Raw genomic sequence first — 14797 nt, forward strand, 5'->3', positions numbered from 1 at the left:
CTTAAGACCTTTTCTGGCGCAGCAGCGCCTGCTTGAAGCGTTCAAACTCCTGATTGAAGTCGAGTGTACGCTTCTGGGACGTCATGGCCGCCAGGACGCTGCTGCCGCTGCCTTGCGGCTTGACCCAGATCCAGACGCGGCGGTCGCGGATGTAGAACATCGAAAACACCCCCAGGACCAGCAACAGGCTGCCCAGGTAGACCGTATTCTTGCCCGGCGTGCGGCTGACCTGGAACACGCTGGCCTGCACATGGTTGAAGTCGGCCAGCGACAGGAACACCGGCGCCGGATAGACCGTCAGGTCGGACAGCGCCGCCACGGCCAGGCGCGACCACACGGCAGCGCGCTCGCCGTCGGGGCCTTCGACCGCGACGGGGGGCAAGCCGGCGCGTTCGCGTTCAATGGCGCGCAGCTCGTTCATGCTGGCCCCGATCAGCCGGATCACCACATCGGCGGCCCGCTCCAGGTCGGCGGCGGGCGTGTTGGCTTGCAGGAAGGCGGCAACGGCTTGCAGGCCACCCGACGCAAAGGTTTCCAGCGCGCGCTCGGCAGCGGTTTGCAGGGGCTGGCGGTCAGCGCCGGACGGACTGTTGCGCTCGGCGAAACGGCGGGCGGCTTCGCGGCGCGCGGCCGGGTCGGCCAGCGTGGCGCGCAGCCGCATGAATTCCGCGATCGAGCTGTCGTCGTCAGCCGGAATGCGCAAGTAGCGGAAAGGCTCGGACGCATTGTTGCGCACCCCGGCCAGGAACACGCTGGCGCCGTCCAGTTCCATGGGCAGCATGTAGTTCTGGAATTCGTGGGCCTGGCCCGCGTCGTCGATCAGCTTGTATTCAACGCTGGGACCCACGTTGCGCAGGTTCTCGTTCTTCTTGCCCGCCGCGCTGCCCGACACCGATGCCACGTGCTCGGCAAAACTCTGGTTGGGGCCCTTGGGATCGCCGCGCGTCAGGTCTTCCACATTGATCGGCCGCATGGCCGTGATCTCTACGCCCATGCTGCGCGGACCGGCCGACGTGTGAGCGGTCACTTCGCTTGTCTTGCCCACCGTGCCGTCAACGGCGAAAGTGGCATCCTGGGAACCTACTAGCGGATAACCCTTCAAGACCACCGTGCTGCCGCCATCGTCAAAGCTGGACTGGTACACCGTCATGCCCTTGAAACGCAACGGCTCGTTGACCTCGATGGTGGAATCGAAGGTCTTGCCCGTATCCGGGTCGGTGACTTCAACTTCGCTGGCGAAACGACTGGGCATGCCGGTCGAGTAGTAATCAACCACGAACTTCTTCAGCTTCAGCGTGAAGGGCATCGGCTGCACCAAGGCGCCGTCGCCCACCATCACGACCGCCGTACTGGCCTGGCCGCCTTCGGGCACCAGCACGCTGGCGCGGAAACTCGGGTTATTGACCGACAGGCGGCCGCTTTCGGGCACTTCCGAAATCAGCATGTTGTCGACAATGGGTTGCTTGCCGCCGAACATGACTTGCAGCCGCACGGGCAGCTCGCTGTCTAGCAGACCGCCCACGCAGATGATGACCATGGCCGCGTGCGCGAACACATAGCCCAGGCGGTTGGCGCTGCCCTTCTTGGCGGCCAGCAGCACGCCGTCGTTGTCCTGCCGTACACGCACGGCGTAACCCAGCCGTTCCAGCAGCGCCTTCAGCCCTGCCGAGGTCTGCGCGACATCGGTGGGCTCTTCCGTTTCAACGCGATGCGGAAACGCGCGCAGGCTGCTCGCGCGCACGTGCTCGCGGAATGAGCGCGCTTCGCGCAGCATCTTGGGTGCGTTGCGGGTCAGGCACACCGAGGTCGACACGACCAGGAAACCCATGATCAGCAAGAACCACCAACTGTTGTAAACGTGCCAGATGGAAAACTTGTCGAACACCTCGTACCAGAACGGGCCGAACTGGTCGATGTAGTTGCTGGACGAGCGGTTCTGCTGCAACACCGTGCCCACCAGGCTCGCCACGCAGATGAACATCAACAGGCTGACGGCGAACCGCATCGAACCGAGCAGTTCGAAGAAGTCACCGGGCAGGCTGCGCAAAGAGGGGCGAGTGTGGGTTCGTGTTGAATTCATGAAAAAAGGGGGGCCGCGCGATCGGCTACCCCCCTCATAGACAGCGCGTAACGGAATCGGGTTCCGTCACGCTCAGGTTGCATGAACGCGGACCAGCCGCGCGTGTTGCGGGCTGGCGCCTACCGCAGGCCTGCCGCGTAGTCGGATACCGCCTTGATATCGGCATCCGACATGCGGTCCGCAATCGCGAACATGATGTCGTTCTTGCGGTCGCCGCTGCGGAACAGCTTGAGCTGCTCTTCAATGTACATGGGGAACTGCCCCGACAAGCGGGGGTACTGGGCGGGCATGCCCGCGCCATTGGCAGAGTGGCACGCCGCGCAGGCCGGCACATTGCGTTCGGGCAAGCCACCGCGCCAGATCTTCTGGCCCAGATCCACCAGCTTCTCTTGGCCTGCCGTGGCGGGTTCCTTGAGAGGCTGTTGCGCCAGGTACAGCGCGATGTTCTGCATATCGGCCGGCGTCAGGTTCTGCGCCATGGCGGTCATCGGCGTGGGGTTGCCACCCGCGCCGTTGCGCACAGGCAGCTTGGCGCCCTGCTTGATCTGGAAGTCGGCCAATTGCTTGGCCAGGTATTCGTGGGGTTGCGCGGCCAGGTTGGGGTTCACCGGGATGGTGCTGTTGCCCGCCGCGCCGTGACAGGACGCACAGGCGATGATGCCTCTGGAGGCGTCGCCCTGGTCAAACAGCTGACCGCCCTTGGCGGCATCTGGCTTGGCCGGGCCCGCAGCGCCGTCAGCGGCGAAACTGGGTGTAGAGAAGGCGGAGGCGCCGAGCAACAGCCCGCTCGCAACCAACATTCGGGACAGCACACGCTTCATGAAGACCTCGACGATCACATCGATCAAGGCGCAAAAAGGCGCCCACGCCTGCCCCGCACACCCTGGAAAACCGTATCGAACCTCATTTGCCCAATCTGCCTGCCAAGTTGCCGCTGGCACCTAAACAGTAAGCAAAAAAGACGGCTCCGCGCACGGGGACCACTGTTGCAAACGCCGGATTATACAATAGGGCTCGAAACCAACCGTATCCAAAGCCCATCCGTGTCCCTCCTACATCGCGCCTCCTTCCTTACCTCCGCAGCTCGCCTCGACCAGTTGCCGGCCGCCGGCGCTCCCGAGGTCTGCTTTGTCGGCCGCTCCAACGCCGGCAAATCCACGGCCATCAACGTGCTGTGCAACCAGCGCCGCCTTGCGTTTTCCAGCAAGACGCCGGGCCGCACGCGCTTGATCAACATGTTCGGCTTGCCCGACCCGCTGGATCCGGAAGGCCACATCGGTTTTCTCGTTGACTTGCCCGGCTACGGCTATGCGTCCGTCGCGCGCAACGAAAAAGAAAAATGGGCGGACATCCTCGGCGGCTATCTGCGCGACCGCGAGTCGCTTGCAGGCATCGTGCTGCTGATCGACATCCGCCGCGGCGTCACCGAACTTGACCGCCGCCTGGCCAACTTCATCGCCCCCACCGGACGCCCGGTGCTGGCGCTGCTGACCAAGGCCGACAAACTGCCTTACGGACAGCGCATGCGCACGGTGTTCTCCGTCCGCAAAGACCTGGCCGACATCGGCGCCCTGCACACCATCCCGTTCTCTGCGCCCGAGCGCATCGGGCTGGAAGAAGCCGGCGCCCACATTGAGAATTGGATTTCCCCCAAGGTCGAATCATGAACCCGCAGATCATCACCCCTGAGTTTCCGGTTTCCCGCCCCCGCCGCCTGCGCCGCGACGACTTCACCCGCCGTCTGGTGCGCGAAAATGCGCTGACGGTCAATGACCTGATCTACCCCGTCTTCGTGACCGACGGCACGGGCGTGCAGCAAGCCGTGGCGTCGTTGCCCGGCGTGGTCCGCTATTCGCTGGACACGCTGCTGCCGGTGGCCGAGCAATGCGTGAAGCTGGGCATTCCGGTGATGGCGCTGTTCCCCGTCATCGACCCCGCGCTGAAAACGCCCGACGGCATCGAAGCCACCAACCCGCGCGGCCTGATTCCGCGCGTGGTGGGCGAGCTGAAAAAGCGTTTTCCCGAACTCGGCATTCTGTGCGATGTGGCGCTGGACCCCTATACCAGCCATGGCCAGGACGGTGTCATCGACGAGAACGGCTACGTCATCAATGAAATCACGGTCGAGATCCTGGTCAAGCAGGCGCTGACTCAAGCCGCGGCCGGTGTCGATATGGTCGCCCCCAGCGACATGATGGACGGCCGCATCGGCGCGATCCGCCAGGCGCTGGAAGCCAACGGCCACATCCACACGCAGATCATGGCTTACTCGGCCAAGTACGCCAGCGCGTTCTACGGCCCGTTCCGCGACGCGGTGGGCTCGGCCACCAACCTGGGCAAGTCAAACAAAATGGCTTACCAGATGGACCCGGGCAATCTCGATGAAGCCTTGCGCGAAGTGGCCGCCGATCTGAACGAAGGCGCCGACATGGTCATGGTCAAGCCGGGCATGCCGTATCTGGACGTGCTGCGCCGCGTGAAAGACACGTTCCGCGTGCCCACGTTCGCCTATCAGGTCAGCGGCGAATACGCGATGATCAAGGCCGCCGCCGCCAACGGCTGGCTGGACCACGACAAGGTCATGATGGAAGCGCTGCTGGCGTTCAAGCGCGCTGGCGCCGACGGCATCCTGACCTACTTCGCCATCGAAGCGGCCACGCTGCTCAAGGCGCAGCGCTAAACGCTTTTACGGCTAGGCGCCGGCTTCGTCCGGCGCAGCCCCAGCCACGTTCCACCCAACACGCAAGCCAGGCCCAGCACGTGGGTCAACGTGACGTGTTCATCCAGGAACAGGGACGCGAACAGCAACCCGAATATCGGCAGCCAGTTCACGAACAAGGCCGCGCGGCTGATGCCCAGCCGCGCGATGCCGGCATTCCAGATGATGTTGCTGACGCCTGACGCAATCACCGCTGAAAACAGCAGCACCAGCCACGGCCACCACGTCATCTGCCAGGTATCGGTCTGGTAGGAAGACGGCGTCACCGCCGCGTGCACCACCAGCATCAGGCCGCCTGCCAGGTACATGTACCAAAGCATGCCCAACGGATCCATCGTGCGCGACATGCGCTGGATCACCAGCCCGCCAAACACGAACACCAGCACGGCCACGAAAACCACCGCATCGCCCCAGCCGGTCAGCCCGAACTGCGCCCCGCTGCCCGCCACCACCATGCCCACGCCCAGCAGGCCGAGCAAGGCCCCGCAGATGCGTACCGTAGTCAGCTTTTCGCGATAGAACAGCGCGGCCAGCAATGCCGACAACAGCGGGCTGGTGGCCATGATCAGCGTGCCGTTGGCCGCCGATGAAAACCGCAGCCCCGACACCAGCGCCACCTGGTGCGCGTACACAACCAAGAAGCCCGCCAGCGCCACCCAGCCAAGTTCCATGCGGCCCAGCTTGGGCACGCGGCCTCGACGGGCCTTGATGATCAGGGTGACGGTGATGAACGCAATGACGATCCGCACGGCGGCAAGCGCCTGGATGTCCATGTGCTGCGTGAGGTACTTGATGGAGACGATGTTCAGGCCCCATGTGGCCATGACGAACATCAATTGAACATAGATAAGACCGTTACGGTCCTGGCTTGCATCAACTGTTGTGGACGTCACGGGCGCCGGCCTGGAGGGAGTGGAATGCGCCGCCCACGCGGCGCAGCCGCCATGGTATATCGCCCGTCGTCAGCGCACCAGCACCTTGTCCAACGATTCCGTGAAGCGCTTGGCGTCCTGGAAACCGACGACGCGCGCGTCCGGCAATTCCTTGCCGCCCGGTTCAAAGAACATGATGCCCGGCGGCCCAAACAGCCGGAAGCGCTTGAGCAGGGCCCGGTCGTCGGCGTTGTTCGCGGTGACGTCGGCCTGCACCAGCAACATACCGGACATGCGCTGCGCTACGCCCGGATCGGTAAACGTGAAGCGCTCCATTTCGCGACACGACACGCACCAGTCGGCATAGAAATCCAGCATGACCGGCTGGGTGCTCTGCGCCAGCAGCGCGTCCAGTTCCGCGTTGTTGCGCACGCGGGTGAACTGAAGCTCGCCTTTGGTGACGGCCGTGCCCACGGATGCGTCGCCACGCGCGGCCAGGTGCGACAACGGTTGCAATACGTCGCGCCCGCCGCTGGCCGCACCCAGCAGCCACGCAGCAGCGGCAAGCGCCAACAACAGCCCCAGCCCCTTGCCGAACATGCGCGCGGCGCCGGCGCCCGCGGGCAAGGCATCAAACGCACGCAGCATCACCGCCGACACAACCGCCAGGAAGGCCCAGCCCGACATCTGCACCCAGGTTGGCACCACGGGTATCAGCATCCACCACGCCGTCGCCAGCAGCAGCATGCCGAACAGGCGCTTGACGCCGTCCATCCAGGGGCCGGCCTTGGGCAGCAAGGCGCCCGACGATGCACCCACGATCAACAGCGGCACGCCCATGCCCCAGGCCATGGCGAACAGGGCCGAACCGCCCAGCACCACGTCGCCCGTCTGCGAGATATACAACAGCGCACCCGCCAGCGGCGCGGCAACGCAAGGTCCGACAATCAGCGCCGACAAGGCGCCCATCAGCAGCGCGCCGGTGTAGCGGCCGCCCGGCACGCGCGACGAACGCTCGGACAATTTGGCCTGCACGCCTGACGGCATCTGGAAAGTGAAGACGTCAAACATCGCCAGTGCCAACACGGTCAGCAGGATGGCGAACAGCGTCAGGATCCAGGGGGTTTGCAACCATGCGGCCAGGCCCGCGCCGCTCAGTCCGGCGGCGACGCCCAGCGCGGTGTACACCACCGACATGCCCAGCACATACGTTGCGGCCAGGGCCAGGCCACGCCCGCGCGAGGGCCGGGCCTGCGTTGCGCCGCCCAGCACGATCGAAGACAGGATGGGGATCATCGGCAACACGCAGGGCGTGAATGCCAGCAGCAAGCCCAGAACCAGGAACACGCCAGCGGTCTTGGCCCAACCCAGGCCGCCCAACGCATCGGCCAGACCGGTATCGCCAGCCTTGACCAGCGCGCTCAAGCCGCCAGAAGACCCGGCGGGAGCGGCTTGCGCGCCTGCCCCATCCGCCAGCGCGTAGCCGCCGGCAACCGGCGTGAGCTTGACGCTGCTGTCCATGGGCGGATAGCACAGGCCGGCATCCGCGCAGCCCTGCCCGGTCAAGGTCAGGGTGAAAGGTTGCCCACCCGCGCCCACCGGCACGCGGATCATCACATCCTTGTGAAAGACCTCCATGTCCTTCTCAAAGGTCGGGTCGTACTTGACCTCGCCTTTGGGGTAGACCGCCTCGCCCAACGTGGTGGCGCCGATCGGGCTGATCGTGATGCCGAAGCGCTCGCGGTACATGTAGTAGCCGGGCGCGACCTTGTAATGCAGTTCCAAGGTGTCGGGCGCGGCCATCTGCGCGCTGAACACGAACGCCTTTTCGGGTTCCAGGAATTCGGCTTCGGCCTGCGCGGCCGCCTGCCAGGTCAGCAGCAACAGCGCCGTCGCCAGCAACACCAGGCTGCGCCCGATCAAGGCGCGCGCCGCGCGGATGGCAGGAATCGAGCGCCCGCGCGCACCGACGATACCGGCAAGTTGCAACATTATTCTCTCTTGGTTTGCTTGACGGCCGTCTGTTCGCGAACCCAGTCCAGATAGGGTGCGGCGCCGCCGATAACGGGCAGCACAATGATCTCGGGCACATCGTAGGGATGCATCTGCGCCAGGGCCTGAACAACGGCCTGATGACGCGCGTAGGTGGTCTTGATGTGGATGGGGACTTCTTCCGTCCCCTCGACCTCTCCGTTCCACAGATAGATGGACAGGCCCGGCGCGCCAAGGTTCACACAGGCGGCCAAGCCATCTTCCACCAGCACATGCGCAATGCGCTTGGCCAACAAGAGATCGGGTGCATTGCTGATGACCAGCACGACGTCGTCATCGCGCAACATGGAGCCTCCTTGGGATACCCGTGTGGGATGTAACTCGGGGTATTTTATCGATATTGCGGCGAACGCTCCGGTTCCATCAACGCGGACGTCCCCCCCACCATGCCACCCGCTTTCACGAGGCCCGCATGCCAGACCAATGCCTGTTCTGCCGGATCGCCCGGCACGAGATTCCCGCCCACATCATTCATGAAGACGAGCGTTTGCTGGCCTTCCTGGACATCCAGCCCGTGCGGCCGGGGCACACGCTGATCATTCCCAAGCAGCATTACCCGTACTTCGAGGACATGCCGGCTGACCTGGCGGGGCACATTGTGAACCTGGGACAGAAGCTGGGCCGCCACATGAAGCGCCTGTACGGCGTGGAGCGGGTGGGCTTCGCCTTCACCGGCATACACGTGGCGCACTCGCACGCGCACGTTATCCCCATGCACCACACGCAGGACGTCACGTCCACGGCGTACATCGAACAGCAGAACCTGACGTTCAAGATGCCGCCACAACCGCCTCAAGAGGCCCTGGCGGCCACCGCCGCGCAATTGCGGGGGGAACTGCACGCGTCCTGATTCAAAGCGCGAGCCGGATGCGCCAACGCCGGGCAAGCAAATGCCCGGCGCAAATAAAACAAGGGCGGGTCCGAAGACCCGCCCTTGTCGCTTATCTAGCAACCGAATTTATTCGGCGCTGTCCTCAGCGGCTTCATCAACTTCCGGACGGTCAACCAGTTCCATGAAAGCCATGGGAGCGTTGTCGCCTTGACGGAAGCCCATCTTCAGCACGCGGGTGTAGCCACCGTTACGGGCCGCGTAGCGCGGGCCGATTTCGGCAAACAGCTTCACCACCGCATCGCGATCGCGCAGACGGGCAAATGCCAGACGCTTGTTCGCCAGCGTGGGCTCTTTGCCCAGCGTGATCAGGGGTTCGATGACGCGGCGCAATTCTTTCGCCTTCGGCAGCGTGGTCTTGATAGCTTCGTGAGTGATCAACGAAACGGCCATGTTGCGGAACATGGCAAGACGGTGACTGCTGGTGCGGTTGAGCTTACGCAAGCCATTACCGTGACGCATGATAAGTTTCCTTTGAATCTAAAGATGGCGTTCGCCATCGGGTTGCCGGCTCTTCTATCAACCTGCAATCAGGCTGCGGTCCGGTAGAAAACGGTGCATTTTACGACGAATTCGCAAACCGCCCGACGGGGTTGCCGGGCGTTGCAGGAGACGCCCCGTTGCCAGGGCGCCACCCGTTTAAAGCTTAGGGACGCTCCAGGCCCAGGGGCGGCCAGTTCTCGAGCTTCATGCCCAAGGTCAAGCCACGTGCAGCCAGAACTTCCTTGATTTCGTTGAGCGACTTGCGACCCAGGTTCGGGGTCTTGAGCAGCTCGTTTTCGGTACGCTGGATCAGGTCGCCGATGTAGTAGATGTTTTCGGCCTTCAGGCAGTTGGCCGAACGCACGGTCAGTTCCAGGTCGTCGACCGGACGCAGCAAGACCGGGTCGATCTGCGGCGTGCCGCGGACCGGCGCTTCGTACGAATCGCCAGCGCCTTCCAGCGCGGCGAAGACCGAGATCTGGTCCATCAGGATGCGAGCCGACTGGCGCACCGCTTCCTCGGGCGAGATCACGCCGTTGGTTTCGATGTCCAGAACCAGCTTGTCCAGGTCGGTGCGCTGTTCAACACGAGCGCTTTCCACCGCGTAGCTGACGCGGCGAACCGGGCTGAACGAAGCGTCCAGAACGATGCGGCCGATGGTGTGGGTGCGGTCTTCCGACAGCGCGCGCACGTTGCCCGGCACGTAGCCACGGCCCTTCTCAACCTTGATCTGCATTTCCAGCTTGCCTGCGTCCGTCAGGTTGCAGATGGCATGGCCGGGGTTGATGATCTCGACGTCGTGCGGCAGTTCGATGTCGCTGGCCAGCACGGTGCCCGCGCCGGTCTTGCGCAAAACCAGGGTCACTTCGTCGCGATTGTGCAGCTTGAAAACCACGCCCTTCAGGTTCAGCAGGATGTCGACGACATCTTCGCGAACGCCCGGGATGGTCGAATATTCGTGCACCACGCCCGTCATTTGCACTTCGGTCGGCGCGTAGCCGGTCATCGAAGACAGCAGGATGCGGCGCAGGGCGTTGCCCAGAGTATGACCGTAGCCACGCTCGAACGGCTCCATCACGATCTTGGCATGGTGCGTGCCGACCGGTTCGACTTCAATGGAGCGCGGCTTCAGAAAACCTTGAGTGGACATTTACTGTGTTCCTTTTCAATACCCTCGGCTCGTTACACCGATAAGGCTGATGGACAGGGTGAAACATGAAACTCGGGCGGTGCAAAAACGCCGGCCGATACTTACCGCAAAGCCCGCCCCACCAAAAGGCGGAAAGCGGGCTGCTGCGAGACGTGCAAACGGGTCGCGGGACCAGTAGCCGGCACACCTGCGAAGGAGGCGCCGGCCGACCTGATTAACGCGAGTACAGTTCGACGACCATCGATTCGTTGATGTCGCGAGCGACGTCAGCGCGATCGGGAGCCGACTTGAACGTACCGGTCAGCTTGGTCGTGTCGACTTCCACCCATTGGGGGATGCCGATGCTGGTGGCCAGATCGAGCGATTCCTTGATACGGCCTTGCTTCTTGGCCTTTTCGCGGATCGAGATGACGTCACCGGCCTTGACCAGCATCGAAGCGATGTCAGCCGTGTGGCCGTTCAGTTCGATGGCGCGGTGGCTCACCAGCTGGCGAGCTTCGGCGCGCGTCGAGCCGAAGCCCATGCGGTAGACGACGTTGTCCAGGCGCGATTCCAGCAGCTGGATCAGGGTTTCGCCGGTGTTGCCACGGCGACGCTCTGCTTCAGCGAAGTACTTGCGGAATTGCTTTTCCAGCACGCCGTACATGCGCTTCAGCTTTTGCTTTTCGCGCAGCTGCAGGCCGTAGTCGGAAGTGCGGGCACCCGAAGTGCGGCCGTGTTGGCCAGGCTTGGAATCCAGCTTGCACTTGGAATCCAGCGAGCGACGGGCGCTCTTCAGGAACAGGTCAGTACCCTCGCGGCGCGAGAGCTTGCATTTGGGTCCAATATAACGTGCCATGTGGATTCCCTTTAGATACGACGACGCTTCGGCGGACGGCAGCCGTTGTGCGGAACGGGCGTGATGTCGGCGATGGACGAAATCTTGATGCCCAGCGCGTTCAGAGCGCGGACAGACGATTCGCGGCCAGGACCGGGGCCCTTGATGCGCACTTCCAGCGTCTTGATGCCGTATTCCAGCGCGACGCGGCCAGCCGTTTCAGCGGCGACTTGCGCGGCAAACGGGGTCGACTTACGCGAACCCTTGAAACCAGCACCACCCGAAGTGGCCCACGACAAAGCGTTGCCCTGACGGTCGGTGATGGTGATGATGGTGTTGTTGAACGAAGCGTGAACGTGCGCGATGCCGTCCGAGACGTTCTTCTTAACCTTTTTGCGCACGCGCGAAGCGCCGCTGGTGGAAGCTTTCGCCATAATCCAGTTCCTCGATTATTTCTTCAGGGACGCAGCAGCACGACGCGGGCCCTTACGGGTCCGGGCGTTGGTGCGAGTGCGCTGGCCGCGCACGGGCAAACCGCGCTTGTGACGCATACCGCGGTAGGTTCCCAGGTCGATCAAACGCTTGATCGAGAGCTGTACTTCACGACGCAGGTCGCCTTCAACCGTGAACAAACCAACATGTTCGCGGACGCGTTCCAATTCAGCGTCGTTCAGATCCTTGACCTTTTTGTCAAAGGGTACGTTTGCCGCTTCGCAGATTTTGCGAGCGCGCGTACGACCAATGCCAAAAATGGCGGTCAGTCCGATCTCGGCGTGCTGTTGCGGCGGGATGTTAATGCCAGCAATACGGGCCATGACTATTCCTTGAATAAATCTGTTGCGTAGTCGCTAACCCGAGTTAGCCTTGACGCTGCTTGTGACGCGGGTCGGTGCAGATAACACGCACCACGCCGTGACGTTTGATAACTTTGCAGTTGCGGCAGATCCGCTTAACCGATGCCATTACTTTCATGGTTGACTCCTAATTTTCCGTAATCCGGTTCCGCTCATTTGGAGCGGAAAACTATCCTGGCTCGCGTCAGATCATAGGGCGTGAGCTCCACTGTGACCTTGTCACCCGGCAGGATCCGGATGTAATGCATACGCATCTTGCCGGAAATATGGCCCAACACCACGTGGCCGTTTTCGAGCTTGACGCGAAATGTCGCGTTCGGGAGGTTCTCAAGAACCTCGCCTTGCATCTGAATGACGTCGTCCTTGGACATTCTTTTGCTTACCGCATCGGCAAACCCGCGCCCTTGAAGTTGGCCTTCTTGAGCAACGAGTCGTACTGGTGAGACATCATGTAGGCCTGAACCTGTGCCATGAAATCCATCGTCACCACCACAATAATCAACAGAGACGTACCACCGAAGTAGAAGGGAACGTTCCAGCGCATCACCAAGAATTCAGGCAACAGGCACACCAAAGTGATGTACAAGGCACCTGCGAGCGTCAGACGCATCAGGATCTTGTCGATGTAGCGCGCCGTTTGCTCGCCCGGACGAATACCCGGAACAAACGCACCACTCTTCTTCAGGTTGTCCGCCGTTTCGCGGCTGTTGAACACCAGAGCCGTGTAGAAAAAGCAGAAGAAAATAATCGCGACGGAGTACAGCGTGATGTAGAGCGGTTGACGAGGCGACAGGGCCGCAGCCAGGTCACTAAGCCAGCGCATGTTCTCACTGCTGGAGAACCAGCTCGTGATCGTGGCCGGGAACAGAATGATCGACGATGCGAAAATCGGCGGAATCACCCCTGCCATGTTCAGCTTCAGCGGCAAATGCGAGCTTTGACCACCGTAGACCTTATTGCCGACCTGACGCTTGGCGTAGTTCACCGTGATCTTGCGCTGTCCGCGTTCCACGAACACCACAAAAGCGGTAACCAGCACCACCAGAGCCACAATGAACAGTGCCGAAAGCACGGACATCGCGTTGGTGCGGACCAGGTCCAACAGTGCAGCCAGCGCCGCGGGCAGACCCGCAACGATACCTGCGAAGATCAGGATGGAAATCCCGTTGCCAAGACCACGTTCAGTGATCTGCTCACCCAGCCACATGACGAACATGGTGCCGGTGACCAGAGTCACAATGGTCGTGAAGCGAAACAGCATACCCGGATCGATCACCAGTCCCTGTTGGGACTCCAACGCTACCGAAATGCCCACTGCTTGCACCAGCGCCAGCACGACTGTGCCGTAGCGGGTGTATTGGGTAATCTTCCGACGACCGGATTCGCCCTCTTTCTTGAGCGCTTCCAGCGACGGCACCACCACCGACATCAACTGCATGATGATGGATGCCGAAATGTACGGCATGATCCCCAGGGCAAAAATCGAGAAACGCGAGAGCGCCCCACCCGAGAACATGTTGAACAGGCCCAGGATCCCGCCCTGGTTCTGACGGAACAAGTCCGCCAGCGCATCCGGATTAATACCCGGTACGGGGATGTGTGTACCCAAACGGTAAACCACCAGAGCGAGCACCAGGAACACAAGACGGCGCTTCAAATCACCGTACCGTGCTCCGGTTTTGCCCAATGCCTGCGCGTTAGCCACTCGTCACCTCATGATCAAGCAAGCGAGCCGCCCGCGCCTTCGATGGCGGCGCGAGCGCCGGCCGTCGCGGTAATGCCCTTGAGCACTACCTTGCGCGAGAGTTCACCCGACTTGATGACCTTGGCGTAACGAACCGCCTGACCAATCACGCCAGCCGCCTTGAGCACTTGCACGTCGACTTCGTCGATGGGCAAGGCTTGCAGGTCCGACAGACGGACTTCGGCGTACAGGTGCTGACCGAGCGGGGTGAAACCACGCTTGGGCAGACGACGCTGCAGCGGCATTTGACCGCCTTCGAAGCCAACCTTATGGAAACCGCCCGAGCGCGACTTCTGACCTTTGTGGCCACGGCCGGCGGTTTTACCCAGACCCGAACCGATACCACGGCCGACGCGGCGCTTGGCGTGCTTGCTGCCCTCAGCGGGCTTCAGCGAATTAAGTTGCATATCCGACATGGTGATTCCTTAGGCTTCCGAGACGGAAACGAGATAATCCACCTTACGGATCATCCCACGCACCTCGGGCGTATCGACCAACACGCGGCTGCTGTTGATGCGGCCCAAGCCCAAACCGCGAACCGTGTCACGGTGCGATTGCTTGGTACCGATCACGGAGCGCACGAGGGTCACTTTGATCTGCTTCTGAGCCATGATTTACCCCAGGATTTCTTCGACCGACTTGCCGCGCTTGGCAGCAACATCGGCCGGGGTCAGGGAAGCGCGCAGACCATTCAACGTGGCGCGAACCATGTTGTAGGGGTTGCTCGAGCCCAGGCTCTTGGCAACCACGTTACGCACACCCATCACTTCAAAAATAGCGCGCATCGGGCCGCCGGCGATAACGCCAGTACCTTCAGCAGCCGGCGAGATCAGCACGGTAGCGGCGCCATGCTTGCCAACCACGGTGTGGTGCAGCGTGCCGTTCTTCAGAGCAACCTTGAACATGCCGCGACGGGCCTGTTCCATTGCCTTCTGGACGGACACCGGCACTTCACGCGCCTTGCCCTTACCCATGCCGACGCGACCATCGCCATCGCCAACCACGGTCAGCGCGGCAAAGCTCATGGTGCGACCACCCTTGACCACTTTGCTCACGCGGTTGACCGCGATCATCTTTTCGCGGAGGCCGTCATCGTTCTCTTTTTCCGCGGCGTTCTTGCCTTGTACTTTAGCCATT

The 14797-nt window shown here is 62.3% G+C and carries 19 protein-coding genes; 3 read left to right on the forward strand and 16 right to left on the reverse strand.

Translation table 11 applies throughout. The features are described from left to right. Position 1: 1 nt before the first annotated feature. Both M2361_RS18925 and M2361_RS18930 read right to left on the reverse strand, forming a co-directional pair. Complete coding sequence (locus M2361_RS18925) at positions 2-2080, reverse strand: cytochrome c biogenesis protein ResB (RefSeq protein ID WP_259251176.1); 2079 nt, start codon at positions 2078-2080, stop codon at positions 2-4. Positions 2081-2199: 119 nt separating this feature from the next. Continuing rightward, a complete protein-coding gene (locus tag M2361_RS18930) occupies positions 2200-2901 on the reverse strand; it encodes a c-type cytochrome (RefSeq protein ID WP_100857537.1) in 702 nt (233 codons plus the stop codon). 222 nt (positions 2902-3123) lie between these two features. On the opposite strand from M2361_RS18930, the gene yihA reads away from it, so the two are divergent. Next, positions 3124-3747 (forward strand): ribosome biogenesis GTP-binding protein YihA/YsxC, encoded by a 624-nt coding sequence (gene yihA / locus M2361_RS18935; RefSeq protein WP_006216506.1) that lies wholly within the window; start codon positions 3124-3126, stop codon positions 3745-3747. Then, entirely contained in the window at positions 3744-4760 is a 1017-nt protein-coding gene (gene hemB / locus M2361_RS18940) for a porphobilinogen synthase (RefSeq protein ID WP_259251178.1), read from the forward strand. The genes yihA and hemB overlap by 4 nt, the downstream gene beginning before the upstream one ends. Here the strand turns inward: hemB and M2361_RS18945 are convergent. The 3 genes from M2361_RS18945 to cutA form a co-directional block, all read right to left on the reverse strand. Further along, on the reverse strand, positions 4757-5632 hold the full coding sequence (locus M2361_RS18945; protein WP_100857536.1) for a DMT family transporter: 876 nt from the start codon (positions 5630-5632) through the stop codon (positions 4757-4759). The two genes, hemB and M2361_RS18945, sit on opposite strands and share 4 nt — an antisense overlap. Before the next feature lie 129 nt (positions 5633-5761). After that, positions 5762-7663: a protein-disulfide reductase DsbD gene (gene dsbD, locus M2361_RS18950; protein WP_259251179.1), complete on the reverse strand. Its 1902-nt coding sequence runs from the start codon at positions 7661-7663 to the stop codon at positions 5762-5764. Further along, on the reverse strand, positions 7663-8010 hold the full coding sequence (cutA, locus tag M2361_RS18955) for a divalent-cation tolerance protein CutA (RefSeq protein ID WP_050448300.1): 348 nt from the start codon (positions 8008-8010) through the stop codon (positions 7663-7665). The genes dsbD and cutA overlap by 1 nt, the downstream gene beginning before the upstream one ends. A 125-nt stretch (positions 8011-8135) precedes the next feature. Between cutA and M2361_RS18960 the strand changes: the two genes are divergently transcribed. Next, a complete protein-coding gene (locus tag M2361_RS18960) occupies positions 8136-8573 on the forward strand; it encodes an HIT family protein (protein ID WP_100853742.1) in 438 nt (145 codons plus the stop codon). 108 nt (positions 8574-8681) lie between these two features. Here M2361_RS18960 and rplQ read toward each other — a convergent pair whose 3' ends face one another. From rplQ to rpsE, 11 genes are all read right to left on the reverse strand, one after another. Continuing rightward, entirely contained in the window at positions 8682-9074 is a 393-nt protein-coding gene (rplQ, locus tag M2361_RS18965; RefSeq protein ID WP_006389635.1) for a 50S ribosomal protein L17, read from the reverse strand. 184 nt (positions 9075-9258) lie between these two features. After that, entirely contained in the window at positions 9259-10245 is a 987-nt protein-coding gene (locus tag M2361_RS18970; RefSeq protein WP_006216514.1) for a DNA-directed RNA polymerase subunit alpha, read from the reverse strand. A 214-nt stretch (positions 10246-10459) separates the two neighbouring features. Continuing rightward, entirely contained in the window at positions 10460-11083 is a 624-nt protein-coding gene (gene rpsD, locus M2361_RS18975) for a 30S ribosomal protein S4 (protein ID WP_006389633.1), read from the reverse strand. A gap of 11 nt (positions 11084-11094) precedes the next feature. Continuing rightward, the gene (rpsK, locus tag M2361_RS18980; RefSeq protein WP_006216516.1) at positions 11095-11496 is read right to left on the reverse strand and encodes a 30S ribosomal protein S11; all 402 of its coding nucleotides are present in this window, start codon (positions 11494-11496) and stop codon (positions 11095-11097) included. A 15-nt stretch (positions 11497-11511) separates the two neighbouring features. Continuing rightward, on the reverse strand, positions 11512-11877 hold the full coding sequence (gene rpsM, locus M2361_RS18985) for a 30S ribosomal protein S13 (RefSeq protein WP_006216517.1): 366 nt from the start codon (positions 11875-11877) through the stop codon (positions 11512-11514). Between the two features lie 43 nt (positions 11878-11920). Further along, the gene (gene rpmJ, locus M2361_RS18990; RefSeq protein ID WP_003806928.1) at positions 11921-12034 is read right to left on the reverse strand and encodes a 50S ribosomal protein L36; all 114 of its coding nucleotides are present in this window, start codon (positions 12032-12034) and stop codon (positions 11921-11923) included. Between the two features lie 34 nt (positions 12035-12068). Next, on the reverse strand, positions 12069-12287 hold the full coding sequence (gene infA, locus M2361_RS18995) for a translation initiation factor IF-1 (RefSeq protein ID WP_003806927.1): 219 nt from the start codon (positions 12285-12287) through the stop codon (positions 12069-12071). 8 nt (positions 12288-12295) lie between these two features. Then, positions 12296-13621, reverse strand: a complete 1326-nt coding sequence (gene secY, locus M2361_RS19000) for a preprotein translocase subunit SecY (protein ID WP_054420844.1) — start codon at positions 13619-13621, stop codon at positions 12296-12298. Positions 13622-13635: 14 nt separating this feature from the next. After that, positions 13636-14076 carry a 50S ribosomal protein L15 gene (gene rplO, locus M2361_RS19005; RefSeq protein ID WP_013397002.1) on the reverse strand — a complete coding sequence of 147 codons (441 nt, stop codon included), beginning with the start codon at positions 14074-14076 and terminating at the stop codon, positions 13636-13638. A gap of 9 nt (positions 14077-14085) precedes the next feature. Continuing rightward, the gene (gene rpmD, locus M2361_RS19010) at positions 14086-14271 is read right to left on the reverse strand and encodes a 50S ribosomal protein L30 (protein ID WP_006216520.1); all 186 of its coding nucleotides are present in this window, start codon (positions 14269-14271) and stop codon (positions 14086-14088) included. Between the two features lie 3 nt (positions 14272-14274). Beyond that, complete coding sequence (gene rpsE / locus M2361_RS19015; RefSeq protein WP_006216521.1) at positions 14275-14796, reverse strand: 30S ribosomal protein S5; 522 nt, start codon at positions 14794-14796, stop codon at positions 14275-14277. Position 14797: the final 1 nt, after the last annotated feature.

Source organism: Achromobacter sp. JUb104, assembly GCF_024806975.1.
Lineage (GTDB): Bacteria > Pseudomonadota > Gammaproteobacteria > Burkholderiales > Burkholderiaceae_B > Achromobacter > Achromobacter spanius.

What these genes read in the sequence shown, in the direction of transcription:
- M2361_RS18925 (WP_259251176.1), bottom strand. Translation starts at nt 2,080, where the DNA reads ATGAATTCAACACGAACCCACACTCGCCCCTCTTTGCGCAGCCTGCCC.
- M2361_RS18930 (WP_100857537.1), bottom strand. Translation starts at nt 2,901, where the DNA reads ATGAAGCGTGTGCTGTCCCGAATGTTGGTTGCGAGCGGGCTGTTGCTC.
- hemB (WP_259251178.1), top strand. Translation starts at nt 3,744, where the DNA reads ATGAACCCGCAGATCATCACCCCTGAGTTTCCGGTTTCCCGCCCCCGC.
- M2361_RS18945 (WP_100857536.1), bottom strand. Translation starts at nt 5,632, where the DNA reads ATGTTCGTCATGGCCACATGGGGCCTGAACATCGTCTCCATCAAGTAC.
- dsbD (WP_259251179.1), bottom strand. Translation starts at nt 7,663, where the DNA reads ATGTTGCAACTTGCCGGTATCGTCGGTGCGCGCGGGCGCTCGATTCCT.
- cutA (WP_050448300.1), bottom strand. Translation starts at nt 8,010, where the DNA reads ATGTTGCGCGATGACGACGTCGTGCTGGTCATCAGCAATGCACCCGAT.
- M2361_RS18960 (WP_100853742.1), top strand. Translation starts at nt 8,136, where the DNA reads ATGCCAGACCAATGCCTGTTCTGCCGGATCGCCCGGCACGAGATTCCC.
- rplQ (WP_006389635.1), bottom strand. Translation starts at nt 9,074, where the DNA reads ATGCGTCACGGTAATGGCTTGCGTAAGCTCAACCGCACCAGCAGTCAC.
- M2361_RS18970 (WP_006216514.1), bottom strand. Translation starts at nt 10,245, where the DNA reads ATGTCCACTCAAGGTTTTCTGAAGCCGCGCTCCATTGAAGTCGAACCG.
- rpsD (WP_006389633.1), bottom strand. Translation starts at nt 11,083, where the DNA reads ATGGCACGTTATATTGGACCCAAATGCAAGCTCTCGCGCCGCGAGGGT.
- rpsK (WP_006216516.1), bottom strand. Translation starts at nt 11,496, where the DNA reads ATGGCGAAAGCTTCCACCAGCGGCGCTTCGCGCGTGCGCAAAAAGGTT.
- rpsM (WP_006216517.1), bottom strand. Translation starts at nt 11,877, where the DNA reads ATGGCCCGTATTGCTGGCATTAACATCCCGCCGCAACAGCACGCCGAG.
- rpmJ (WP_003806928.1), bottom strand. Translation starts at nt 12,034, where the DNA reads ATGAAAGTAATGGCATCGGTTAAGCGGATCTGCCGCAACTGCAAAGTT.
- infA (WP_003806927.1), bottom strand. Translation starts at nt 12,287, where the DNA reads ATGTCCAAGGACGACGTCATTCAGATGCAAGGCGAGGTTCTTGAGAAC.
- rplO (WP_013397002.1), bottom strand. Translation starts at nt 14,076, where the DNA reads ATGTCGGATATGCAACTTAATTCGCTGAAGCCCGCTGAGGGCAGCAAG.
- rpmD (WP_006216520.1), bottom strand. Translation starts at nt 14,271, where the DNA reads ATGGCTCAGAAGCAGATCAAAGTGACCCTCGTGCGCTCCGTGATCGGT.
- rpsE (WP_006216521.1), bottom strand. Translation starts at nt 14,796, where the DNA reads ATGGCTAAAGTACAAGGCAAGAACGCCGCGGAAAAAGAGAACGATGAC.